Origin of the sequence: Streptomyces sp. NPDC096311, from assembly GCF_044763085.1 — a bacterium.
Lineage (GTDB): Bacteria > Actinomycetota > Actinomycetes > Streptomycetales > Streptomycetaceae > Streptomyces.
The window spans coordinates 789,751-813,833 of record NZ_JBIWFN010000001.1 but is presented as its reverse complement, the minus strand read 5'-3'; the positions used below and the strand labels follow the sequence as shown (position 1 = coordinate 813,833).

At 69.7% G+C, this 24,083-nt stretch carries 18 protein-coding genes; 8 read left to right on the top strand and 10 right to left on the bottom strand.

Annotated elements, in window-relative coordinates; genetic code table 11:
* Nucleotides 1-21: 21 nt before the first annotated feature.
* Nucleotides 22-3,045, bottom strand: a complete 3,024-nt coding sequence (locus ACIRA5_RS03635; protein ID WP_403686781.1) for a glycosyl hydrolase family 95 catalytic domain-containing protein — start codon at nucleotides 3,043-3,045, stop codon at nucleotides 22-24.
* A 186-nt stretch (nucleotides 3,046-3,231) separates the two neighbouring features.
* Nucleotides 3,232-5,553, bottom strand: a complete 2,322-nt coding sequence (locus ACIRA5_RS03630) for a glycosyl hydrolase family 95 catalytic domain-containing protein (RefSeq protein ID WP_403686778.1) — start codon at nucleotides 5,551-5,553, stop codon at nucleotides 3,232-3,234.
* Between the two features lie 369 nt (nucleotides 5,554-5,922).
* Between ACIRA5_RS03630 and ACIRA5_RS03625 the strand changes: the two genes are divergently transcribed.
* Nucleotides 5,923-7,149: a hypothetical protein gene (locus tag ACIRA5_RS03625; protein WP_403686776.1), complete on the top strand. Its 1,227-nt coding sequence runs from the start codon at nucleotides 5,923-5,925 to the stop codon at nucleotides 7,147-7,149.
* Between the two features lie 49 nt (nucleotides 7,150-7,198).
* Here ACIRA5_RS03625 and ACIRA5_RS03620 read toward each other — a convergent pair whose 3' ends face one another.
* The 6 genes from ACIRA5_RS03620 to ACIRA5_RS03595 form a co-directional block, all read right to left on the bottom strand.
* Entirely contained in the window at nucleotides 7,199-8,218 is a 1,020-nt protein-coding gene (locus ACIRA5_RS03620; RefSeq protein WP_403687238.1) for a LacI family DNA-binding transcriptional regulator, read from the bottom strand.
* Between the two features lie 161 nt (nucleotides 8,219-8,379).
* A complete protein-coding gene (locus tag ACIRA5_RS03615; protein WP_403686774.1) occupies nucleotides 8,380-9,981 on the bottom strand; it encodes a beta-xylosidase in 1,602 nt (533 codons plus the stop codon).
* Nucleotides 9,978-10,784, bottom strand: coding sequence for an alpha/beta fold hydrolase (locus tag ACIRA5_RS03610; RefSeq protein ID WP_403686772.1), 807 nt, complete (start codon nucleotides 10,782-10,784; stop codon nucleotides 9,978-9,980). Before ACIRA5_RS03610 ends, ACIRA5_RS03615 begins: the two co-directional genes overlap by 4 nt.
* A gap of 10 nt (nucleotides 10,785-10,794) precedes the next feature.
* Entirely contained in the window at nucleotides 10,795-11,658 is an 864-nt protein-coding gene (locus ACIRA5_RS03605) for a carbohydrate ABC transporter permease (RefSeq protein WP_403686770.1), read from the bottom strand.
* Nucleotides 11,655-12,605, bottom strand: coding sequence for a carbohydrate ABC transporter permease (locus ACIRA5_RS03600; RefSeq protein WP_403686768.1), 951 nt, complete (start codon nucleotides 12,603-12,605; stop codon nucleotides 11,655-11,657). Before ACIRA5_RS03600 ends, ACIRA5_RS03605 begins: the two co-directional genes overlap by 4 nt.
* A 32-nt stretch (nucleotides 12,606-12,637) precedes the next feature.
* Nucleotides 12,638-13,963, bottom strand: coding sequence for an ABC transporter substrate-binding protein (locus ACIRA5_RS03595; RefSeq protein ID WP_403686766.1), 1,326 nt, complete (start codon nucleotides 13,961-13,963; stop codon nucleotides 12,638-12,640).
* 355 nt (nucleotides 13,964-14,318) lie between these two features.
* Here ACIRA5_RS03595 and ACIRA5_RS03590 point away from each other — a divergent pair, with 355 nt between their 5' ends.
* From ACIRA5_RS03590 to ACIRA5_RS03575, 4 genes are all read left to right on the top strand, one after another.
* Nucleotides 14,319-15,332 (top strand): hydroxyacid dehydrogenase, encoded by a 1,014-nt coding sequence (locus tag ACIRA5_RS03590; RefSeq protein WP_403686764.1) that lies wholly within the window; start codon nucleotides 14,319-14,321, stop codon nucleotides 15,330-15,332.
* Nucleotides 15,333-15,495: 163 nt separating this feature from the next.
* Nucleotides 15,496-16,569 (top strand): LacI family DNA-binding transcriptional regulator, encoded by a 1,074-nt coding sequence (locus tag ACIRA5_RS03585; protein WP_403686761.1) that lies wholly within the window; start codon nucleotides 15,496-15,498, stop codon nucleotides 16,567-16,569.
* A 182-nt stretch (nucleotides 16,570-16,751) separates the two neighbouring features.
* Nucleotides 16,752-16,946: a hypothetical protein gene (locus ACIRA5_RS03580; protein WP_403686759.1), complete on the top strand. Its 195-nt coding sequence runs from the start codon at nucleotides 16,752-16,754 to the stop codon at nucleotides 16,944-16,946.
* A gap of 106 nt (nucleotides 16,947-17,052) precedes the next feature.
* Complete coding sequence (locus ACIRA5_RS03575; protein ID WP_403686756.1) at nucleotides 17,053-17,847, top strand: dioxygenase; 795 nt, start codon at nucleotides 17,053-17,055, stop codon at nucleotides 17,845-17,847.
* A 477-nt stretch (nucleotides 17,848-18,324) separates the two neighbouring features.
* Here ACIRA5_RS03575 and ACIRA5_RS03570 read toward each other — a convergent pair whose 3' ends face one another.
* Nucleotides 18,325-19,809: an MFS transporter gene (locus ACIRA5_RS03570; RefSeq protein WP_403686754.1), complete on the bottom strand. Its 1,485-nt coding sequence runs from the start codon at nucleotides 19,807-19,809 to the stop codon at nucleotides 18,325-18,327.
* 122 nt (nucleotides 19,810-19,931) lie between these two features.
* Here ACIRA5_RS03570 and ACIRA5_RS03565 point away from each other — a divergent pair, with 122 nt between their 5' ends.
* Entirely contained in the window at nucleotides 19,932-20,393 is a 462-nt protein-coding gene (locus ACIRA5_RS03565; protein ID WP_403686751.1) for a MarR family winged helix-turn-helix transcriptional regulator, read from the top strand.
* 221 nt (nucleotides 20,394-20,614) lie between these two features.
* On the opposite strand, the gene ACIRA5_RS03560 is transcribed toward ACIRA5_RS03565, so the two are convergent.
* Nucleotides 20,615-21,115, bottom strand: coding sequence for a hypothetical protein (locus ACIRA5_RS03560; RefSeq protein WP_403686748.1), 501 nt, complete (start codon nucleotides 21,113-21,115; stop codon nucleotides 20,615-20,617).
* A 400-nt stretch (nucleotides 21,116-21,515) separates the two neighbouring features.
* Between ACIRA5_RS03560 and ACIRA5_RS03555 the strand changes: the two genes are divergently transcribed.
* Both ACIRA5_RS03555 and ACIRA5_RS03550 read left to right on the top strand, forming a co-directional pair.
* A complete protein-coding gene (locus ACIRA5_RS03555) occupies nucleotides 21,516-23,786 on the top strand; it encodes a S8 family serine peptidase (protein WP_403687236.1) in 2,271 nt (756 codons plus the stop codon).
* Nucleotides 23,702-24,049: a hypothetical protein gene (locus ACIRA5_RS03550; protein ID WP_403686746.1), complete on the top strand. Its 348-nt coding sequence runs from the start codon at nucleotides 23,702-23,704 to the stop codon at nucleotides 24,047-24,049. The genes ACIRA5_RS03555 and ACIRA5_RS03550 overlap by 85 nt, the downstream gene beginning before the upstream one ends.
* Nucleotides 24,050-24,083: the final 34 nt, after the last annotated feature.

Genomic DNA, 24,083 nt, shown 5'->3' with positions numbered 1-24,083 from the left:
ACGTACGGTGAGTGCGACAGGTCAGGACGTGCCGAGGGCCATCGCGAAGACGTGCAGGGACTTGGTGCCTCCCGAGACGCCGCCGCTGACGTTGGGGAGGATCACCTTGGCGACGGTGCGGGTGGCGTCGAGGCCGACGTTCACCTGGAAGACGTAACCGGTGCGCTGGTACCGGGTGTTGCCCTGGCGGTTCTGGTACGGCGAGGCGATGGCGACGTCTGCGGTGCCGGGATCGCCGGTGGACCAGTCGGGTGTGCTGAGGGTGAAGCTCTTGGTGGTGCCGTCGGTGTAGACGACGGTGCCGGTGCCACTGGTGGCCCCGTACGAGGACGAGACCAGGAAGCCGAGGGTGCTGCCGCTGCCGGTCAGGCCGATCTGCTGGCCGGAGGCGACGGCGTTGTCCTGGGCGCCGCCGCCGGAGGCCGGCAGCGTGAAGGTCACGCCGGAGTGGGTGAAGGAGGTGCCGGGGGTGGCGCCGGCCTGGGTGAACGCGGTGCTGGAGTAGCTGGCGCCGCCGCCGTCGAAGTCGCCGGGGGCGGTGTCGGTGTCCTCGGTGACGCCGACGTTGTCGTAGGAGTCGGCGAGCGTGTCGTACTTTGCAGGTGTGTCCAGGCCGATGGACACACCACCCAGGTGAGCGGCCTTGGCGGCGGCGGAGCCGGTGACCTCCGCGTAGGCGAAGCCGTTGCTGGGGGCGGCGGTGCGCAGCAGCACGTAGTCGTGGTTCTTCTTGGCCTTGACGGTGAAGGTGGTGGGGTCGGAGGTGCCGATGACGGTCTTGCCGCCCGTCTCGTCGTAGACGGACAGGCTCTCGCCCGGCCACGGGTTGCGGACCTTGAGGTCGCCGGTGGTACCGGCCTCGATGACGGCGGTGGTGACGGTGCCGCCGCGGACCTGGACATGCGCGGTGCCGCCGCCGGTGACAGGGGCGGAACCGTCGACGTCCCAGTCGGCGGGCCAGGCGGGGGCGAAGCGCACGGTGCCGTCGTAGGACTGGACCAGGGCCTCGTTCATGGCGGCGGTGACGGCTGCGGCCTGTTCGATGTACGGCTGGTCACCCGGGCCGCCCAGCCAGTTGGCCATGCCCGAGGGGTACGCCTGGTACTTCTTGGTGCTCGCGATCAGGGCCTTCTCGACCTCGCCGGAGAGCCCGAGGCGGGCGGCCTGGACGGCGTCCATGGTCCAGTCGGGGTTGTTGACGTACGGGCGGTTGGTGTAGGTGCGCCGCGCGAGCGTGGTCTGTGATCCGGAGTCGCCGATCAGGCCGAAGGGCCAGGCGGTCTCCAGGCCGAGGTTCTCCACGTTGTGCTGGTAGGCGGTGGGCTGGTACGAGGGGGCGATGACGTCGGTACCGTCGCCCTCGCCGTCCGCGTAGAGGGTCTGCTGGGTGGCGGCGTCGACGCGGGGGTAGTCCGGGATGAGCGGCAGGGCGGTGTCGATGGCGGACAGCAGGTCCGCGTCGGCACTCTGCCGGCCCAGGACGGTCGCGGCGGCGGTGACGGCCGGGTAGAGGGCCTTCATCGCGGCGAGCGTCATGGTCGGGTCCTTGACGTTCCACTGCGTCTCGTGGGCGTTGGCCGTCACATGCAGCTTGCCGTCGGCGCCCTTGGTGGCGGAGGCGAGCAGGAAGCGTGCGGACTCCGACATCAGCGGGTAGTTGGCGGCCAGGAACTCCTTGTCCTGGGTGAGCTGGTACTGCTGCCACACCCACATCCCGATCTCGGCGCCGGAGGTGATGGTGCCCGCGTTCCAGGAGGTCAGGCTCTGGTCGCAGGAGGCGTTGGCCGCGCCTTCGTTGCCGTTGCCCGCGTAGTAGCCGTTGCCGTTGAAGCGCATGGTCTCCGGGACGCAGATGCCCGCGCGACCGCCCATGTGGTCCTTGGTCCACGCCTTGATGTTGTCCAGGTTGTTCCGGTAGAGCGCGAAGACCGGCTCGTTGAGGGCGTAGTTGCCCGAGGTCATGTTGGAGGCGACCTGGGTGCGCAGGTTCCAGAACCAGTAGCCCGCCGGGTACCAGTCGATCTTGTCCTTGCTGAAGTCGAACAGGTCGACGGTGCCGGCCTGCGAACCGGGGTACGAGCCACGCATGGCCGCGGCCTCGGTGTAGAGGTAGATCGTCCGCAGCCGTTCCATATAGTCGGCCGTGCCGTCCGCCGAAGTCGCCTTGATCAGGGCGGTGTTGGTCCAGAACTTGTGCCACCAGGCGCTGGTCTTCGAGACGCCTGCGCTGGTGTCCGCCAGATCGGACCGCGCGGTGGCCAGGGCGTCGCCGCCGGCCCAGTGCGGGGTGTCCACGACGATGCGGAAGGTGCCGTCCTTCTTGGGCTTGAACGACACCTGCACGGTCTTGTCGTCCACTACGCTCGCGGTCACGTCGCGCCCGCGGGCGGTGAGGGCGGCCAGCGAACCGAAGGTGTCGCCGGAGGCGCCGGTCGCGGTGTCGTCCTTCCATGTCTCCGACAGCACGCCGATCCCGTCGGAGGCCGCCGCCTGCGGTGAACGACCGCTCCACAGGCCGACCTTGGCGGTCTGCACGGTGTCCGGGTCGGCGCCGGTGACGTCCACCACGAGCTGGTCGCTGCCGGAACGTACGTAGGTGGTGGCCGTCATTCCGCCGCCGGACTGCCGGTATGTGCCGTCGTACAGGTCGAGGTGACCGCTGTAGTCGTTGGCCGTGGTGAGAGCGGACAGGCCGGGGACGACCACCTGGCCGGGGGACTTGCGGTCGGGGAAGGTGTCCACCCGGTTGAGCTGCGCGGTGAAACCGCTCGCCGCCCACACCGCCGCGCCCAGGCTGCCGTTGCCGACCGGCATGTACTGGGTCGCGTCCAGGTTCGGCGCGCCGAGCACGATGTCCGAACGGCTCACGACACCCTCGGTGTCCACCGAGAACGAGCCGTTGTGCCAGGCGGTGGTCGGTGTGTCCGCCGCCGCCGCGGGCTGCGCCTGCCCCAGTCCGCCGAGTGTCGCCGAGGCCAGCAGCCAGGCGGTGCCGACGGCTGCGAGTCGGCGCCCTGATCTCGCGCGCCGGTTTCCGAAGAACATGCCAATTGCCTCTCGTCCATGGGGATGGCCGGGGATGCCCTGAATAGGAATCCTCCTCAACCCCATACGCCGCAATAGCTCGTCGTGAAGGTGAAAGTTTCAGTACCCGGTGGACCACGGAGAACGGCACGCCTGATCTCGGGCACACCTCGACGCGGAAAGGGAAATGTCTTCCGGTCTCGGCGGCTACGACGAAGCACCCGCCGCGGGGTCCAGGACCGCCCGCACCGTGCCGTCGAAGGCGAATTCGACTGTTACCCGCAGGCCTGCCGCCAACGCGATCCGGCAGGGTGGCTCTCCGCGCGATCCGGGTCCGTGGACGGCGAGCTGCTGGGCGACCGCGGACCGCAGGGCGGCCGTCCCGTTTCCGGCATCCCGGTCCCAGCGCAGCGCCTCGACGGTCACTCCGCCACGGCAGGTGATCCCCCGCGCGCTGCCGCGCCCCAGTTCGGCGGGCAGGGCCGGCAGCAGCCGCAGGGCGCCTGGCACGGAGTCGGCCAGCATCTCCAGCAGCACTCCGGGGATGGCCAGGGCAGCGTCGGCGTTGTAGATGTCCAGGCCAGGGTTGTGGGAGGACATCAGCGAGCGGAAGAACATGTCGTTGCCGAGGATCTTGAGCAGCTCGGACGCGGCGGCGGCACCGTCGCGCAGCCGGATGTGCGCCAGCGCCCGGTGGAGACTGCCGTGAGCGGACAGGTTCTCGTCGCCCCGCACCGTGAGCGCCCGCCGGGCCGCGTCCGCGAGGGCGGGCGTGTCCTCGGGGGTGATCTGACGCAGCGGCCAGACCGGGTAGAGGTGACTGATGTGCCGGTGGTCCTGGCTGCCGCCCAGACCGGGCCAGGCCCATTCCGCGAGTGCGCCGGCCTCGTCCACCAGGTAGGGCGGGATGCGTGACAGCAGCTTGCGCCACCGCTCCACCCCCTCGGGCTCGACGCCCAGCAGGGAGCACACCTCGACGGCCGTTTCGAGGGCGTGTCGGCCCGCCGCGACGTCCATCACCGCGTTGACGGCAGCTGCTCCGGCAGCCGAGGCGGGCGTGTTCTCCGGCGAGTACGACGGAACGAAGACCACGTTGCCCGAGTCGTCGCTCCGGGTGAGGAAGTCCTCGAAGAACAGCGCCGCCTCGGCGAGCCAGGGGGCGAGTTCGGTACGCAGGAAATCCTCGTCGCCGGTGACCTGCCAGTGCTCGTACAGCGGATGCAGCAGCCAGTCGGCGCCCGCCAGCCAGGCGGGCCAGGGCCACTCGTCGTGCAGATGGAACAGATGGCCGTGTTCGCCGTCGGTCCGGCTCGGGGCGAGCAGGCCGCGAGCCCCGTACAGGGCGCGGGCGTTGTCCCTCCAGTCGGCGATCTGACCGCGTACCAGGGCCGCGTGTGCCGCCGTGACCTCGGGCAGGGCACCCAGGTTGGCGCCGGACAGCGCCAGATTGAGGTTGGCGTCGGTGGTGAAGTCGCCCGCCCAGGCGGCCCCCCACGCGCCGAGCCACAGTCCGGTCAGCCGGGGCGGCAGGACGCCACCGGCGGAGATCAGCAGATGGCGCCCGCTGTGGAAAAGCCGCTCCAGCAGGGGCGCGTACAGCGCTCCGCGGGACTCGGCCTGGGCTGCGGTCAGTACGTCGACAGGGGCGTCAGTGGCGTCCTCGGCCGCCCCGAGGTCGAGCGAGACACGGTGGTACATCGTCGAATGGAGGGCGGCGTGCCTGGCCAGGAGGGTCTCGTAGTCGGCGGGCAGAGCGGTCAGCGCGGCCGTGAGGGCCGAGGTGCCCCAGCCTGGTGTGTCGTACCGGTCCAGCTTGGTCAGCAGAAGTGTCCGCCGGGCCTGCGGCACGACCAACTCGTCTTCCAGAGACACGAGTTGCACTCCCTCCGGGTGGACGAGGGTGACGCCTTCGAAGCCGTACGCGCCCTGTCCGGCGGGGTAGGTGCCCCGGATGCCGAGCACGGCCGCTCCGCCGGGCGGAGCCTGCCACCAGGTGCGGTACCCGACCTCCCGCGGGCGCCCCGGGAGGTCGCCGGTGAGTTCCAGCCGCAGGTCGGCGTCGGGGCCGGTCAGTTCCTGCACGACCACGGCATCGGCCCGGGAGACGAACGAGCGCCGCTGCCAGTCTCCCGCGTCGTCGCTCCAGCGCACGGTGATCTCACCGGTGGTGAAGTCGGTGGTACGGCGGTAGTCGCGGACCGCGCCACGGGCCGCGACGCGCAGATCGAGGGCGTGCCCGGGGTGGAACGACTGGGTCCACAGCAGCGGGCCGCCCTGGCTCCACCTGCGGGCGGCCTCGTCGGAGCGACCGGCCAGGATCAGGTCGCGTATCTCCTCAAGCCGGTCGGAGACCTCGGGGGGCCGCAGCTCGCGGGTGCCGTTGGGCAGCACGTACCGGTGGTGGTTGAAAACGGTGCGCTCCTGTCCGGGCCCGCCGAACGCCATGATCCCGTACTCGCCGTTGCCGGAGAGGAAGGCGTCCTCCCACCGTGCCGCGGGTTCGGTGTCATGGATGGAATGACGAGACATGGGACTCCCTCTCAGCCTTTGGAGCCGCGCCGTCCCGGCCGGCGGTTCTCGGATCCGCCGACTCTTTCCTTGTTTCGGCACAGCACGCGCCAGCGGATGATTCCACCGACCGGCGAGGCCCTTCCACGATCCGGCCGAACTCTGAAAGTTTCCGTTCGCCGCATTACGTCGATCCTGCGGGAGAAGGGGACGGCTCTCCCCGGCCGATTGAAACTTTCATTCCCTTCTCTCGGCCTTGACGCGTCCGAGCCGCCCCTGTGTACCGTTTCGGCACCAGTGGAAATACCGTGGGAATGCCGGGAATTCGAGCGCGCCGACGTGTCGGCGTCACCCCGGATCCGAGCGGCCGCCTGATGGAGAGCTCCCTCGATGACCTCGCCCCGCGCCCAGCAGGTGTGCCTCTGGCTCACCCCCAAGATCTTTCCCGACTTCACGGACCCCCTCCCCCGGGTGCGGGAGTTTTTCGACCACTACGCCGACTGGATGTCCACGGCGGGCCGGGTGACCGTCGTCTTCTGCGCGGGCAACGGCGATCACGTGCTCAACTACCGTGGGCCGCAAGGCGTCGAGGACACCTTCGACTGGGCCCGCTACAACTGCTACCTCGGCGCCGAGGGCGATCCGATGGCGCACAACCTCGACTGGCTGAGACGGGTCCGCGAGGGCGGCGAGCGTTCCCACAACCCGTACTGCGCCGGGCCGTCGTTCATCCTCAGCGAGCAGGTGCTGTCGTACGAGGTGCTGGCCGGCATCTACCGGTTGCTGCGCGAGGAGGCGGAGCGACGCGGGATCGACCTGCGTCTGCTGGAGTACCTGGAGCCCGGCCCGGAGTTCTGCCGCAGCGAGTGGAAGACCCACCGGCATCCCGAGGGGGCTCCGGGCAGCGCCGACGCCGGCGGGACCGTCGCCTCCGGGGTGATCGACGTCTGCTCGGTGCTGGACGCCGACCCCCGCCCGTACGCGGCCTTCCCCGACGGCATTCCCAGCGGGCTCGGCACCGGGGACTTCGTCGCCGCCCAGACCTCCGCGTTCGTACGGGACTTCGGTCTCGACGGGATCTTCCTGGGCAACCAGTTCGGACTCCTCGGCTTCTGGCATCCCGACAACGCCCCCGAGCCCACCCCCGAGCGGCGCGCGGGCATCTCCCGGTTCTTCGCCGGGCTGCGCGAGCGGATGGGCGACCGGCTGGTGTACTGGATGGACTCCTACTGGCCGGCCGAGGTCGAGGAGGAGCGCTGGGCGATGGCCCGCGACAACTACCGCCATCTCGACGCCGTGCTGTGCAGCACCTTCGCCGTCCTGGTCGAACGGACCCAGATCGTGCCGAACGTGCTGAGCCGGCTACGGCTGCGCGACACCCCGGGCCGCGGCCCCGAGGTGCTGTACGCCGTCGACTTCGTCGACCCCTGGTACATCTACCGCACCCACCTCGACGACCGCAGGACGTACCACTACCAGCGGGAGATCTACGGCCGGTACGGCGCGGACTGCGACGGCGTGAGCTTCTTCGCCAACGACACGTTCGGCCACTTCGTGCCGTCGGCCCCGCTCGCGGAGACCCACGAGGTGGTGGTCCGCTCCACGGCCCGCGGCTGACGTACCCCCTCGCCCGGAGAAGACGGGGTCCGGCACATCGTCCACGGCCTCAGTACGCCGCCAGCACGGCCACCGCCGTGCTGCGGCGCACGATCAGCCGCGTGGGCAGCTCGGCGTGGGTGACGTCCGGGGACTCCCCAAGCATCATGTCCATGAGCGTGCGCATGCCGTGGGCGGCCATGTCGGCGATCGGCTGCCGGACCGTGGTCAGCTCGGGGATGGTCCAGCCCGCCTCGGGGATGTCGTCGAAGCCGACCACGCTGAGGTCCTGGGGAACCCGCAGCCCGCGGCGGGCGGCGGCCCGGATGACCGCCACGGCCATCTCGTCCGAACACGCGAAGACGGCCGTCGGCGGCTCCGGCATGTCGAGCAACTCGTACGTCAGCCGCTCCGCGCAGGCCGCGTCGAAATCCGCGAAACGCACATAGCCGCCTGGCAGTTGTACGCCTGCCGCGGCCATGGCCGCTCGATAGCCCTCGACCCGGGCAGCGCTGCACAGCATGTGGCGCCGGCCGCCCAGTACGGCGATCCGCCGATGGCCGAGGGCGAGCAGGTGCTCCGTCGCGCTGCGGCCTCCGGCCCCGTTGGTGGTGCTCACGGTCGACACACCCGTGGGGGGCGTCACTCCGGGGTCGACCATCACGTACGGAACCCGCTGCCGGGCCAGCCAGAGATACTGCGTCGCCGTGAGCCTGCCGAGGCTGAACAGGACTCCCGCGGTGCCCCTGGCGTGGAGTCTGTCCAGCCATCCGCCCATCGGTCTGCCGGCCGGCCCCTCGGCGAGTCGGCCGGAGACCACGATGCTCAGCCCCCGCTCGGCCGCCGCCTCCTCCGCCCCACGCAGAAGTTCTCCGGACCAGGAACTGCCGAGCCGGTGCACCACCACGTCGACCAGGGGAGACGTCCTGGACAGGTCGTTGCGGGGCCGGGGCACGTAACCGGTGCGCCGCATGGCCTCCTCCACCCGGACGCGGGTGTCCGGGGCGACGTTCTCCCGGCCGTTGGCCACGCGGGAGGCAGTGGGCACGGAGACCCCTGCCAATCGGGCTATCTGAGCGAGTGTCGGCATCTGGGACGCTGTTCTCGGCATGGGGGGGCATTCCTTTCAGCGGGACCGAAGGGGAACGGCACGTTCCCGGGCCGACGGGAATCCGGGTTTCCTCTCAACGGGGTGGGACGGGGAGAAGAGGCTTCCGCTCGCCCGGACCGACGGCAAAAGGACGCCTCCGCTCAGCGGGACCGACCGGGAACGGGCTGGTGCACAAGGACGACGCTCCACGGCCGGACCTCCTCGTCGAACAGGAACCTCCCCTGCTCGTCGGCCTGTTGGACGACATGGCGCACGGATCGCCCGGCCTCCCGGAGCAGGGCGGTCTGTTGCCGCGAGGGCGAGTCGGGGGCGCCCATGGCCTGCCAAATGGGGAGCGCGTTTCCGTTGCGCGCGTCGAGCGTCTCGATGGTGACCGACGCTCCCGGCCGCAGTCCGGCGAGTTCCACCCGCAGTCGGCGGGGGCTGCCGGTCGCGAGGATCCGCTCGGCGGTCTCCCGGCCGCCGAAGGAGCCGGGCGGTGCCTGCGTGACCTCGGGCGGATAGTGGTACGCGAGTGCCGCCAGTCCGCCGGTCGCGCTGTGGCGGGTGACGACCGCGCCGTCGGTCCTGGCGAGCAGTTCGTCGCCCAGTCGGTTCAGCATGCGGTACGCGTGGAAGACCGGCTTGGGCACACCCTGGAAGGTGATCATCCCGAAGCCGCCGTGGAACGCCGTGTCTCCGGCGCCCGCTTCCTCGAAGACATCCGTGAAGACCCAGTACGCGAGGGAGTCGACCAGTCCGATCGACTCCAGGTTGGCCTTGACGACGAAGGTCGCGGCCTGCGGATAGTCGTGCGTGTGGTCGCGGGAGGACGGGCTGGAGTTCCACTCGGTGAGGTGGATCTCGGCATCCGGGTAGGGGCTGTTGTCCACGAGCTCTCGCAGGGTACGCAGGTCCCGGGTGGTGGCGTCGGCGGCCCGGGTGTGCTGCTGGTGGACGCCGTGGCCGTCCAGGGCCCAGTCGGTCGGGTAGGGGTGGCAGGAGACGAAGTCGACCGGCAGACCGCGCTGATGACAGTACGTCAGAAAATCCTGCAACCAGACCGGCCGCCACTCCAGCGCGTCCAGGTCCTCGGCCTCGCGGACGATTGCGTGCTGCGAGACGTCCTCGTGCTCCCCCGCGAACCGGCCGTCGGGTACGAAGTTGCTGGTGGCGGGGCCGCCCACGCGCAGCCCTTGGTCCGCTCTCTTCAGCGCGCCGGCGGTGGCCCCGTACAGGGCGAAGTACTCGGACTTCGAACCCCGGAAGAAGGGGCCGAGGTTGGGCTCGTTCCACACCTCGAAGTACCAGGTACGCACTTCGTCGGCGCCGTAGCGGGCGATCCAGTGCTCGGCGAGCCTGCGGATCAGCTCGGCCCAGCCGTCCAGGTCGGTGGGCGGAGCGCCGTTGGCCTTCCACCAGAAGGTGGTGCCCTGCTCGCGGGCCATGTCCGGTGGGCTGAAGCCGAGTTCGACGAAGGGCCTAACGCCGGCGTCGAGCAGGCGGTCGAACAGGTCGTCGACGTACTGGAAGTTGTGGACGTCGGTGCCGTCGGGCTCGCGCCGGTGGACGAACATGTCGTCGTGGAGCAGACCGTGGAATCTGACGTACCCGAATCCGGCGGCGTCCGCGACGAGCTGCAGCTGTTCCTGCCAGCCGGCCCGCAGCCCCTCGGCGGCACGGCCGGCTCCGACGCAGGTGCTCCAGAAGTGGACCAGCGGCTCGCCGGGCGCGCCGCCGTCGGCCGTGATGGAGATGGTCATGATGCCTTTCCGATGTCTGACGCGGTCCAGGCCCGGATGAGTGCGATCGTGCGGTCCGGATGTTCCTCGTGCAGGTAGTGACCCGTGCCGGTCCAGTGATCGACCCGTGAGCCGGGCACCCGGAGGGTGCCGCGCTCCCACTGCGCGGCCTCGGCGGAGGTCCACACGGTGAGCGCCGGACACGGCCGACGACTCAGGTAGGCCTCGCTGTGCGGCCGGATGCCCACCGCACCGGGGTCGGTGTACATGCCGGCGTACGACTGGGCGATGACGTGCCCGGGGGTGCCGAGCATGGTCCGGATCTGGGCCGTGCGCAGCCCGGCGGGTGCCTCCGGGCCGAAGGCTCCGGCCACGAAGTCGGCCGCCGCCTCGGCGCCGTGCGCCTGGTAGTCCGCGAGGCGGCGGGGGATCTCGTCGAGTTCCGGGCCGTGTGCTCCGTGCGCCGGGTCCAGGACGACGACCGAGCGCACGGTCCGGGAGTGGTGGACGGCGAGCAGGTTGACGACCTGGCCGCCCATCGAGTGCCCCACGGCGGTCACCGGGCCGGCCCCGAGCCGGTCCACCAGCGCGGCCAGGTCCGCGGCCATGGCCGCCGGGGTGTTGCCCCGGCGGGGTACGTCGGACCGGCCGTGGCCACGAAGGTCGGGTACCAAGACCCGGTGGTCCCGGCTCAGCTCCTCCGCGTGCCGCGACCATGTGCGGCCGTCCCCGCCCCAGCCGTGCACCAGCAGGAGCACGGGGGCGTGGACCGGTCCCTGCGTCACGCAGAACAGACAGATGTGTCCCAGGTCGATGAATGTCATGGCCCGGCCTCTACTTGACGCTGCCCATGAGGATTCCGCTGCGCCAGTACTTCTGCAGCGCGAACATGAAGACAGCCAGCGGGATGATGGACAGCAGGGAGCCGGTCAGGACGAGGGTGTTCATGTCGCGCGCGACCTGCGACTGCTTCTCCCAGGCGAACAGGCCGAGCGTCACGGGGAAGGTGCGTTCGCCGTTGAGCATGAACAGGGGCAGGAAGAAGTTGTTCCAGATGGCGACGAAGTCGAGCATGAAGATGGTGATCGCCCCGGTGCTCATGAGCCGCAGTGAGATCGACCGGAAGATGCGCGCCTCGCTCGCGCCGTCGATGCGCGCCGCCTCCAACAACTCGGTCGGGACCGCGCTGTCGGCGTACACCTTGCCGAGGTAGACACCGAACGGGTTGACGAAGTACGGGATGAGCACCGACCAGATGGTGTTGGTCAGGTGGACGTCGGCGAAGACCAGGTAGAGCGGGAAGGCGAGCAGGGTGCTGGGCAGCAGCGAGGCGCCGACGATCGTCCCGAACAGGGCGCCACGGCCGCGGAATTCGAACTTCGCCAGGCCGTATCCGGCGGCGACGGAGATGAGCGTGGAGCCGGCGGCGCCGAGCCCCGAGTAGAGGATGGAGTTCCCGATCCACCGGACGAAGAGGTGGTCGTGGTAGTTCCAGATCTCGCGGAGGTTGTCGGCGAGATGGTTGCCGGAGAACCACAGCCCGAAGGTGGAGTAGAGGTCGGTCTGGTTCTTGGTGGCGGAGACGATCAGGAACCAGGCCGGGCCGAGCGAGTAGAGGAGGAAGAAGATCAGCAGGGTGGTCGTCAGCACCACCGCCCGGCGTGCGGGGCGGGAGGCGCCCGCCGAGACGGTGCTCATGCCGTCCTCCTGTTCGTGACACGGTAGAAGACGAACGCGAGGACGCCGGTGATCACGGCCAGGACCAGCGACTCGGCGGCGGCGTACTGGTAGTTGCCGGACTGGAAGGCCTTGAAGTAGATCTCCATCATCGGCGTGAAGTCGGTGTTGATGGACTCCGGCGCGATCTGCCGCATGATCAGCGGCTCGCCGAACAGCTGAAGCCGGGCGATGAGCGAGAACATGCCCGTCAGGATCAGGATCCCGGTGATGTTGGGGACCTTGATGGACCAGGCGATCCGCCACTCCCGGGCTCCGTCGATGCGCGCCGCCTCGTACAGCTCGCGGGGCAGCGCCTGGAGCGCTGCGGAGATCAGGATCATGTTGAAGCCGATCCCCTGCCAGGTGAGCAGATTCGCCAGGGAGAGGTAGGTGTTGACGCCGCCGAAGAAGTCGAAGTCGGCCCCGGCGCGGCCCAGGACGTCATGGATCGGGGAGCCGGTCGGGCTGTAGAGGAAGAGCCAGATCAGCGTGGAGACGACGCCGGGGATGACGTACGGGATGAGCAGTCCCGCCCGGAAGAAGCGCACGGCGCGCGCCGCGACCCCGTCGAGCAGCAGGGCGAGCAGCAGGGAGATCCCGAGCATCACCGGGATCTGCAGCGCGCCGAAGGCCAGGGAGCGCAGCACGCTGATCCAGAAGGAGCCGTCGGTGAGGATCGACGCGAAGTTGGAGAAGCCGGCGTAGACGGTTCTGGTCGGGCCGAAGCCGAGACCGCTGCTCTTCTTCTCCTGCACGCTCTGGCTGAACGCGTAGCCGATCGGGATGACATAGGTGGCGACGAAGCCGACGAGGAAGGGCAGCGTGAACAGCAGCCCTTTGTAGGCTCCGCGCCGCCCGGCCCGGCGGGGGGAGGTCCGCCGGACCGGGGAGGCGGTCGCGGCCGGTGGCCGCGTCAAGGTGGACATGTACGTCTCCGGATCCGTTTCCTGTGCCGGGATCAGCCGGCGGCGACGGCTTTGACACCCTTGTCGTTGAGGTCCTTGACGGTCCATGACTGCAGGGAGGCCAGCATGTCCTTGACCTTGAGCTGCTTCTTCATGACCTGACCCCACTGTTTCTGCATCTCGGCGTACATGGCCGCGTAGTCGGGTCCGTACTGCCACTGGTCGCCGACCCGGGAGGCCGCCGTGGTGATCACCTTCGCGCTGTCGGACTCACCGTTGAACATGTCGGTGGGGATGATCTTGTCCACGTACGGAGTGACGTCCGGAACCGCGGGGAACAGCCCGGACTTCGACTTGGGGTCGGTGAGCGCGGTCAGCGACTCCTTGCTGCTGGACAGCCAGGCCGCGAACTGCGCCGCCCGGTCGGGGTACTTGCAGCCCTTGAGCACAGCGGTGGTGTCGAAGTTGCTGGAGGTCCGGGGCGTGGACGCGTCGAACAGCGGGGCGTCGGCGAGCTGCCACTTGCCCTTGGACTTGGGGAAGTTGGTGTCGTAGATCGGCAACTGCCAGGTGGAGGTGGTCATCAGGATCGTGCCGCCGTTGTCCCACGTCTTGAAGACGCCGGGGTCGGCGTACGAGGCGCCGGAGGCGAGGTTGTTGTCGACCAGTTGCTGGACGACGTCTCCCGCCTTGAGAGACTCGGGCGAGGTGAAGTCGATCACCCAGTGGTCGCCGGCCGCCTTGTACCACTGCGCTCCGGCCTGCCAGGACAGGTCCACCAGGGTGCTGGGGTCCTCGCCCGCCATGTTGAAGATCTTGATCTTCTTGTTCTCCCGTTGGACCTTCTTGCCGGCCGCGATGAGGTCGTCCCAGGTCCGCGGTGCCTGGAGGCCGTACTTCTTGAACAGGTCGGCCCGGTAGGCGGTGAACAGCGGGGAGGACCCGGTCGGGATGCCGAAGGTGGTGCCCCCGGGACTGACCGCGTTCCAGGCGGCGGCCGTGTACTTGCTCTTGTACGGGGCCGCGATCTTGGTGATGTCGGTGAGCAGGCCGTCCGAGGCGAAGCTCGCCAGGTTCATGCCGTCCATCTTCGAGATGCAGGGCGCCGTGCCCGCCTTCACCGCGGCCCGCAGCTTCTGGTAGACGGTGTCCCCAGCCGCGTTGACGAACGAGACCTGGGTCTCGGGGTGTTCCTTGTTCCAGACCTTCACCTGGCCTTCGATGCCTTCGGTCCAGCTCCAGAACTCCAGCTTCACCTTGCCCTTCGTGGCCGGGGAGGCCGCCGAATCACCGGAGCCGCCGTCACCGCCGCCGGAACAGCCGGCCAGCAGCAGGGCGGCGGCTACCGCCCCTCCTACGAAAGCTCTTTTTCGGGACATGCTCATGGGTCCCCCACGCTGGGATGTGACAGTGCAGAGCCCGGCACAACGGGTGACGGGCGGTAGTAACCGGTTGCTGTGGAAGGTAAGGCGCTCTTCGGATATCCGACAAGAGGTACGGCCGCACTTTGTTTCGGCGATCTTTCCCCCGAATTGCCGAAGACTGGACTCACCAGCGCTTTTCTCCTACTTGAGGGCCCGCCGCCCCGTTCGGGGAGACTCCGTACCGGCCGTCCCGCTGGGGCGTCGGGATCTGGCGCGCGGTCTAGTATCCGGTTACTGTCATCCATCGATCCGCACCACACGACCCGGCGGATCGCACCTCCTGCCTCCTCGACCGAACCCCAGGAGAGCCATGTCTCACGCGCACCTGCCGGTGGCCCTGTTCGCCATGGCCCCAGAACACTTCCCGGGCCTGTTTCCGCCCCCGCTCCTGGAGCGGCTCGGCCAACTGGCCCGTATCGATGCCTCGTTGGTCTCCCCCGGCCTCGACGATCCGGCGGTGGCGGCCCGGCTGGCGGAGGCCGAGATCCTGGTGACCGGCTGGGGCTGTCCCCCGCTGAGCGAGGACGTACTGGCCGCCGCGCCCCGGCTGCACACCGTGCTGCATGCCGCGGGCAGTGTCCGCGGCATGCTCACCGAGGCGTGCTGGGAACGCGGGCTGGTGGTGTGCAACGCCGTCGCCGCCAACGCGCTGCCCGTCGCCGAGTACACGCTCTCGGCGATCCTGCTGGCCGGCACGGGAGCCTTCACGCTGCGCGAGCGCTATCGCGTCGACCCCCGCTACCCGAGCACCGCGGAGCTGGCGGGTCTGGGGAACAACGGTCGCCGCGTCGGGATCATCGGCGCTTCCCGGGTGGGGCGCCGGGTACTGGAACTGCTTCGCCCCTTCGACCTGGAGGTCGCACTCCACGATCCGTACGTGGACGACGCCGAGGCAGCCCGCCTCGGCGCGCGCCCGGTCCCGCTCGACGACCTGCTGCGAGGTAGCGACATCGTCAGCGTGCACGCCCCCGACAACGCCGAGACCCACCACATGCTCGACCGTGCCCGGCTGGCCCTGATCCCGGACGGCGGCGTCCTCATCAACACATCGCGCGGGCGGCTGATCGACCAGGTCGCGCTGGTCGAGGAGCTGGCGGCCGGACGGATCAGCGCCGTACTCGACGTCACCGACCCCGAACCCCTGCCCGCCGACTCCCCGCTCCACCACCTCCCCAACGTCTTCCTGACCCCGCACATCGCGGGCTCGGTCGGCAACGAACTGGAGCGCATGGGCCGCACCGTCGTGGAGGAGCTGGAGCGCATCGCCGGCGGTCTGCCTCCGCTGTACCAGGTGCACCGGGCCGGCCTCGCGCAGGCCGCCTGAACGAACCTGTCGACCGCCGACAGGCCGGCGCGGGGACGGTCGGCCGTTCGCCGGCGGAAGGCCGGCGCCGGGCGGCCCGACCACCCTTCGGCCCACGGTCCGTGCCACCCGCCGAACGGCGATACTGAGAGCGCCGAACGACGACGATCTGGAGAACCCATCGATGCCGAAGCGTGCCTCGGACCTCACGAGAGAGGGTAAACCCGCCAGGATCAAGGAAGTCGCGGCCAGGGCGGGCGTGTCCACCGCGACGGTCTCCCGGGTCCTCGGCGGCACCTATCCCGTCGCGGCCGCCACCCGCATTCGGGTACAGCGCGCGCTGCGCGAACTGGACTACGTCGTCAACGCCAGCGCCCGCGCGCTGGGCACGGCCAACAGCAACACCGTCGCGTTCATCGTCAACGACATCATCGGACCGTTCTTCGCCCACATCGCCCACGGCGTCGAGCAGCAGGCCACGGCCGAGGGACGGCTGTGCCTGGTGTGCACCACGCACAACGATCCGGCCCGTGAACTCGCGGTCATCAACCTCATGCGCGAGCGCAAGGCCGAGGCCGTGGTCGTGGTCGGCGGGGCCGTACAGACGCCGGAGTACGTCCAGCGTATGGCGAAGCTCGCCCGCTCCCTGGACGCGGAGGGGTCCCGGCTGGTGCTCTGCGGGCGCCCCTCGCTCGGGCCCGACGTGCCCGAGACGGTCGTGGAGTACGACAACGAGGGCGGCGCCTTCGCCATGACCAACTATCTGCTCTCGCTCGGCCACGAACGCATCGCAATGCTGGGCTTCGACGCGAAAGCCACCACCACCGCCGAACGGGGCGTCGGTTACCGGCGCGCGCTGGCGAGCCGCGGGCTGCCCTGCGACCCCGCACTGCTGGTCCCCGGTGTGTTCACCCGCGAGTTCGGGTACGAGGCGACTCGGGAACTGCTGGCGAGCAAGGCCGACTTCACCGCCATCTTCGCGGTCACCGACATGATCGCGGCCGGCGCGCTCAAGGCGCTGCGGAAAGCCGGCGTGCGGGTACCGGAGGACGTCTCGGTGGTCGGCTACGACGACATCCCGCTCGCGCTGGATCTGTGTCCGGAACTCACCACGGTTCATGTCCCGCACGAGGAGCTGGGCCGCACCGCGATCCGGCTGGCGCTGAACCGTGCGGGGAACCCCGTACAGCGCCTCCGCATGGGCACTCATGTGGTGGTGCGCGAGTCGGCCGGGCCGGTCGGCTCGTGGCGCGCCTGACCGCCCGCCGCCGTCCATGCGAGCCGTGCGCGACAACGGTGGGGCCGTCAGGGGAAGGAATGCGAACTCACGGTCCGATCACCAGAAATCTTGTTGAAATGTCACTCGACCAAGACCTGCGCAGATCGCGGGCGAACGAGCGATCCAAGAGGTCGGCCACCACCAGCAGAGTGGAGCACAGCATGTGGATCCGTGGAGTGATCGGCCTCGTCCTGATCGTCTTGGGCAGTACGTGGATCGCGCAGGGCAGCGGAGCGATGAGCGGTTCGGCGATGAGCGGGCACAGCCAGTACTCAGCGCTCGGAGCGGTCGTGGTCCTCATCGGCGTGGCCCTCATCGGCTGGGCGTGGCGCCTGCGGAGCCGACGGCCGAGGTAGGCACGGTGAGCGGTACCCGGTCACCGCCGACCCCGAGGCACGTTCCGCATTACCCTGCAAGAAACTTGAGGGTTCCCTCATATTGCCGTCCAGAGGAGGCACCACCATGCAACCGGAGATGCCCGGGGAGCCGCTGCCGACCGTCTTCGCGGCCCAAGGGGCGCCACCTTTGGTGGACCATCCCTACTGGTCCGCGCAACTGGCCGAGTGGGGGCGCGCGTTGCCCCGTCCCAAGGCGATCCTGGTGATCTCCGCACACTGGGAACGGACGCCGCTCGCATACGGTGCGACGAGCACTCCGGTACCGCTCTACTACGACTTCGGCGGACTGCCCCAAAAGTACTTCGAGCTGAGCTATCCCGTTCCGGGCGCCCCCGCACTCGCGAAACGGATCGAAGAACTGGTGAAGGGCTCCGGCCCACTGGCAGCGGAGCCGACCCGCGGCCTGGACCACGGGGCGTTCATCCCGCTGCTGCTGATGTACCCGGCCGCGGACATTCCCGTACTGCAGCTGTCCATGCCCGGACTGGACCCGCGCACCCTGCTGGAGCTGGGACGGAGCCTGGCACCCTTGCGCTCCGAGGGGGTCCTGGTGTTCTCCACGGGACTGCTCACCCACAGCTTCGCCACCGTCGATCCGTCGAATCCCGACGCCCCTCCCCACCCGGCCCTCGCGGAGTTCGACGCCTGGCTCGCCGACACGCTGGAGCGCCGCGATGTCGACGCCCTGCTGGACTACCGGACCCGGGCGCCCGGCGCCCGTATCGCGGTGCCCAGCGCGGAGCACTTCGTCCCGCTCTTTGTCGGACTCGGCTCGGCCCTGGACACATTGCCCTCCGTGACCTTCCCGCACGAGGGTTTCTGGTACGGAAACTCCATGCGCTCGGTGCAGTTCGGTTGATCCGGACAAGACCTCAGCGGTCTTCCGCGACCTACGTGGTTCCGTCCACCGGTCGCACAGGGGGCGCGGTCCGCCGGCGTCGGCGGTCGGTGTCGGTGACGTCCCGCCAGGTGGTGCAGCCGATCAAGGCGCCGGAATCCGCAGGTCATCGCCGCATCGGCGCAGCTCGGGGGCCGCGCATTGTACTGACGGCAGGTCAGCCGCTGCGCGACCCGGGAGCCGTGTCCCACGGGGTGGCCGACGCGCGGCTTACCGGACCGCGTCGAGCAAGGTCGCTTGCACCACGAAGCGGGACACGACCTCGGTGTCGGGGCAGGAGCCCGATCCAGCCCCGTGCTCACCGCATCGGGCGGGAACTCGGGCCGCCCTCGGACGGGATGACGCGGCCGTCCGCAGGGGTGGAAGTCAGCCTGCTTGGGCGGGGCGAGAGGCTCGTCCCGCCCACACAACCGCGCGGGGGCGTCGGACCGACGGAGATCACACCGCCGTGGTGCCGCTTGCTTCGAGAGAGGAGTCCTCGGTGCGGACCACGGCGTGCTGCGCGGCTTCGGGGCGCTTGGCCTTCTTGCGGCCGGGGATCGCCAGGGTGAGTGCGGCGGCCAGAAGGGCCACCACGCCGCAGAGGACGAACCCGATGCGGAAGCCGTGCTCCGAGGGGATGACGGCCTGGCCGAACGAGGTGGTCTGGTGGGCCAGGATCACGCCGATCACGGCAGCCGAGCTGGAGGAACCGATGCTGCGCATCAGGGTGTTGAGGCCGTTGGCGGCGGCCGTCTCGGAGGTCGGGACCGCGGACATGATCAAGGCCGGCATGGCCGCGTAGGAGAAGGCGATGCCGGCGCCGATCACGCAGGCCATCAGCAGCAGGCCCCACACGTGGCTCATCAGGCCCAGCCCGAGACCGTACCCCACGGCGATGACCAGCGCGCCGGTCAGCAGGGACACCTTGGGACCGCTACTGGCGGACAGCCGCGCGGACATCGGCGACACGGCCATCATCACGAGTCCCGCGGGGGCGATGATCATGCCGGCGGCGACCAGCGACTGACCGAGACCGAAGCCGGTGGCCTTGGGCAGCTCCAGCAGCTGGGGGACGAGCAGGTTCATCCCGTACATGGCGAAGCCGATCACGACCGACGAGATGTTGGTGAGGAGCACCTGACGCCGGGCAGTGGTGCGCAGGTCCACCAGCGGGTCCGTGGTGCGCAGCTCCCACCAGCCCCAGGCCACGAGCACCACGACCGCCGCGGCGAACAGGCCCAGGGTGGTGCCACTGACCCAGCCCCAGTCGCCGCCCTTGGAGATCGCGATCAGCAGGCTCAGCAGCCCGGCGGTCAGGCCCAGGGCGCCCACCGCGTCGAAGTGGCCGCCGGAGCGGACCGGCGACTCAGGTACCAGCATCCGGACGAGCAGCGCCACGACGGCGCCGAGGCCGGCGGAGGCCCAGAAGAGCACGTGCCAGTTGGCGTGCTGCGCGATCAGCGCGGAGAGCGGGAGGCCCAGAGCACCGCCGATACCGATCGAGGAACTCATCAGCGCCATCGCCGAGCCCAGCCGCTCGGGCGGCAGTTCGTCCCGCATGACACTGATGCCCAGCGGGATGACCGCCATGGCGCACCCCTGGAGGGCGCGGCCGACGATCATCGGCGTGAGCGAGCTGCTCAGGGCGCTGACTAGCGAGCCGGCGATCAGCAGGAAGAGGTTCAGCATCAGCATGCGGCGTTTGCCGTACATGTCGCCGAGTCGCCCCATCACCGGGGTGGCCACGGCGCCGGCCAGCAGCGTCGCGGTCACCGCCCAGGAGGCGTTGGAGGCACTCGCGTGGAGCAGGGTCGGGAGTTCGGAGATCAGCGGCACGATCAGGGTCTGCATGACCGAGACGACGATGCCGGCGCTCGCGAGGACCCCGATGATGGCGCCGCTGCGAGGTGCTCGACCCTCTGTGGCGGTGATACTGCTCATCGAAGCTCCTGGTCAGGGGATGTGGAGAGATATGTGTAAGACACACAATATGTGTACCATGAACATGTGACCTGGACGTAAATCCCGCTGCTTTCAAGGCCGCGAAGGAGGACGAGGGACAGATGCCAGACGGACTTGCTGGAATCGAGCGTGAACTGATGGTGCTGGGACGTCATCAGGCGGCGGCCGCGCTGCGCGTGCTCGCCCCGGAGAGACTCGACCGCAGCGCGTACATCATGCTCTGCCGGATCGAGGCAGAGGGGCCGATGTCCATCGGCCAACTCGCCGCGGCCCTTGGCCTCGAGGTCTCCACCGTCAACCGGCAGACCGCGGCCATGCTGCGGAACGGACTGGTCAAGCGCATCCCCGACCCGGAGGGAGGCCTGGCGCGCAAACTGCGCATCACCAACCAAGGCCTGAAGAGAGTTCGGGCCCACCGCGCCTGGACCCTCGACAGCCTGGCGCAGATCCTCGCGGACTGGCCGGAAGAGGCGACCGCTGAGCTGGCGCGCCTGCTGGCCCGGTTCAACCTGAGCATCGAGCGGGTGGAGGACCGCCCATGGCCCAGGCACGAACTCGTGTGACGTAGTGCTGCGCGGGCAGGTACAGAAGAAGAACGGCTGGTGGTCGGCGGGGTTTGCGGGCCGGCGTGATCCTGCTGGAGTGCGTCCGTCGGCCGGCGGATGAAGTCCGGGACGACGTACGCGCAGACATCACCGAACAACTCGGCCCGGACGGCGTGCCGATCATCAATGACACCGGCTCGGTCAAGAAGGGGACCACCTCGGCGGTGCGTCGGAAACCGTCAGTTCGGGAGACCACCGTCGCTTGCGAGAAGGCCACGGCGTAGTTGCCGGCTGCGAGGACGCCCACCTGGTCCCGGTCGAAGGTGACCCGCAGGCCGCCGTCGGCGGTGAAGGCCATGTCGTTCAGTACGGTGGCTCGGTCGGCCGGGTCCCCCGAAGGCCGAGTCGAGAAAAGCGGCGTCCACGCCCTCCCGCCCCTTCAGCTCTGTCTCCAGGGCGGCGACGAAGGCGTCCTGGGAGCCGTCGGCGACGATCTCGGGGGCGATCCGGTACACCCGGTCCCTGCCGTCGTACCAGTACGTCTTGGTCGACAGCCCGTCCCCGACCCCGGTGGAGGCCTGCGTCGAGAGCCGCACGCCCAGCACGTCCCCCGAGGCGACCAGGAACGTGTGGCTGATGTTCAGCTCCTGTCCGTCCGGCGCCTCGGAACCGTCTTCGCACGTCGTCGTGCGGAAATTCGCCAGTTGCCCGTCGGCGTCCCTCTTCATCGCGGCCGTCATCGCCTCCGCGCCGGGAACCGCCGGATAGCTGATGGTGTAGGGACAGGAGGTGCGCTCACTGCTGTCGCTGACGATGTCCAGGCCCTTGATCCTCGCCGGGTCACACCCCGGGTGGCGGCAGCCGGGGACGAGGCGGCGTGGGTGCCGGTGGAACCCGTCCCAGCGGATCCGGCCGACGACGCCCCGGAGGAGCAGCCGGACGTCAGAGCCAGGGAGCCGAGCAGGAGCAGGGTGGGGACGAGGTGGTGTTTGCGCATGACGAGAGAGCCCTAAGCGACGGGGATTTCGAGGGGCCGGACGGCCACGGACCGATCCTCACGGGCCGCGGAGTTGTCCAGCGACCCTCGCCGTCACCTGTGGACAATCACGTCCCGGTCAGTTCCCGCCCGATCGGCCGCAGATCGCGCGGTACGGCCGCTACAAGGGAGTCGCACCCGGGGCGAAGCTGCTGATCGGCAGGGTGTTCAGCACCGGCGGCGCACAGGAGTCGTGGCTGATCTCCGCGATGCAGTGGGCCACCGGGCAGGGCGCCAAGGTGGTCAACATGAGCCTCGGCCAGGCCGGCGCCGACGGGGTCGACCCGGTGGAGAAGGCCGTCAACGACCTGTCGGCCTCCACGGGAGCCCTGTTCGTCATCGCCGCCGGCAACGACGGCCCGGACACCGACACCCTCAACTCGCCGGGCACGGCCGCCGCCGCGCTCACCGTGGCCGCCGCGGACGGCCAGGACCGGCTCGCCGGCTTCTCCAGCCGCGGCCCGAACGCGGACGGCGAGCTGAAGCCGGACATCTCCGCCCCCGGTGTGGACATCATCTCCGCCAAGGCCGTCCACGGCACCGACGGCGACCCGGTCTCCACTCCCGGATACGTGCGCATGAGCGGTACGTCCATGGCGACCCCGCACGTCACCGGCTCGGCGGCCATCCTCGCGCAGGAGCACCCGGACTGGTCGGGGCAGCGGATCAAGGCCGCGCTGATGGCTTCCACCGTGCCGATGAAGGGCACGAACTCGCCGTACGAGCAGGGCACGGGACGCGTCGACGTGGCCCGCGCCATCGGGCAGACGGTCGTCGCCGACGAGCCGTCGCTCGACTTCGGCCCGCAGCGCTGGCCGCACACCGACGACAAGGCGATGACCCGCACCCTCACCTACCGCAACACCGGTACCAAGGAGGTCACCCTCGACCTGTCCGCCACCGCGACCGGCCCCAACGCCGAGCCGGCCGCCGCGGGCATGTTCACCCTCTCGGCCACCCGGCTGACACTCCCGGCGGGCGGCACCTCGGCCGTCACGGTCACCGCGGACACCCGGGCCGGCACCGTCGACGGAGCGTTCGCCGGCATCGTCACGGCGAGCGGGGCCGGCGGTGAGAGCGTCCGTACCTCCTTCGGGGTCGTCCGTGAGGTGGAGTCCTACGACCTGAAGCTCAAGTGCATCGGCCGCGACGGCAAGCCCGCCGCGCCGTACCTCGCCGACGTCGTCGGCCTTGACGACGGCCGGCAGCGCAACTTCCTCGACTTCGGGTCCGGCAGCAGCACGGTCACCCTCTGCGTACCCAGGGGCCGTTATCTGGTCGACGCCGCGCTCACCCGGTCCACGGACACCATGGACGAGGCGACACAACTGGTGGCGCCCGGCGTCATGATGGACAAGAACACCACCCTGAGCCTCGACGCCCGCAACGGAAAGCCGGTCAGGATCACCGCACCGGACGCGCGCGCCAAGCTCACCGAGGGACAGGTCGTCTACGGCGCGCACGGAGCCAAGCCCGCCTACGACTACTACGGCACCCTGGTCACCAATCTGAGCGGGAGCAGCCGCACGCCCGTCTACCTCGCCCAGGTCGGCCCCTCCGTCCCCGCGACGGACTTCGTCGCACAGGTCTGCGGTACCTGGCAGCGTGGCTCCACCGGCCCCCTGTACGACCTGGTGGCCACCCGCCACGGGTCCTTCTTCACCGGCCTGACCCGCACCTTCACCAGCCGCGGCCTGGCCAAGGTCGTCACACCCATCGGCTCCAACGCCAAGGCCGTCACGGCGGTGCCGAACTCGGCCTGGGCCATGCCCGGCTGGCCCGGACTGCTGACGGGCGCCGACTCCGGCGCCGAGCGCAAGGTGCCGAACGGATCCGTCACGCACTACGTGAGCACGGAGGGCGGCCTGCGCTGGAGGCTGGGCGCGTTCCTCACCGACGACGCGCACCCGGTCGTGGCCAACCTGCCCCCCTCTCCGCCCGCCGCTTCGAACCCGGCCGCAGCTACCGGGACACGTACGGCACCGGTGTCTTCGGCCCCGTCACGGCCACCGCCGCCCAGCCGGGTGACGTCGGCGCGGCCCGCAGCGACGCCCTCTACATCCTCTGCGTCCCGATGCTCGCCGACGGCGCGGGTCACGAGAACACCACCGACGCGACCACGCACATGCGGCTCACCTCGGGGAACACCACGCTCACCGACCTGCGCCGCGACCCGTGCGACGCCGGGGAACCGCAGCAGGGAATGCTCAGCCACCGGGCCACCTACCGGCTCAGCATCGACACCACCCGGCCCGCGAAGGACTTCTCCGTCGGCAACCATGTCTCGGCGGTGTGGACCTTCACACAGGACAACGTCCCCGACCCCGAACTCGCGCAACTGCCGCTCTCCGTGGTCCGCTTCACCCCGAAGCTGAGCCTGACCAGCACCGCGAAGGCGGGCATCCGCTTCACCGTCCCGATCGGCTTCCAGGGCCCGGCGGCGAAGAAGGGCGCCGTCAAGTCCCTCACCGTGAAGGTGTCTTACGACGGCGGCCACACCTGGAAGAACACGGCCGTGCACACGGACGCGGGCGGCAAGCGGTACCTGACGCTCACCCACCCGTCCTGGCCCGGCACCGTCAGCCTCAGGACCACCCTCGTCGACAACCTCGGCGACTCCCTCATCCAGACCAGGTGAATGCCTACCGCACCGTCAAGTGACCCACCCCGCT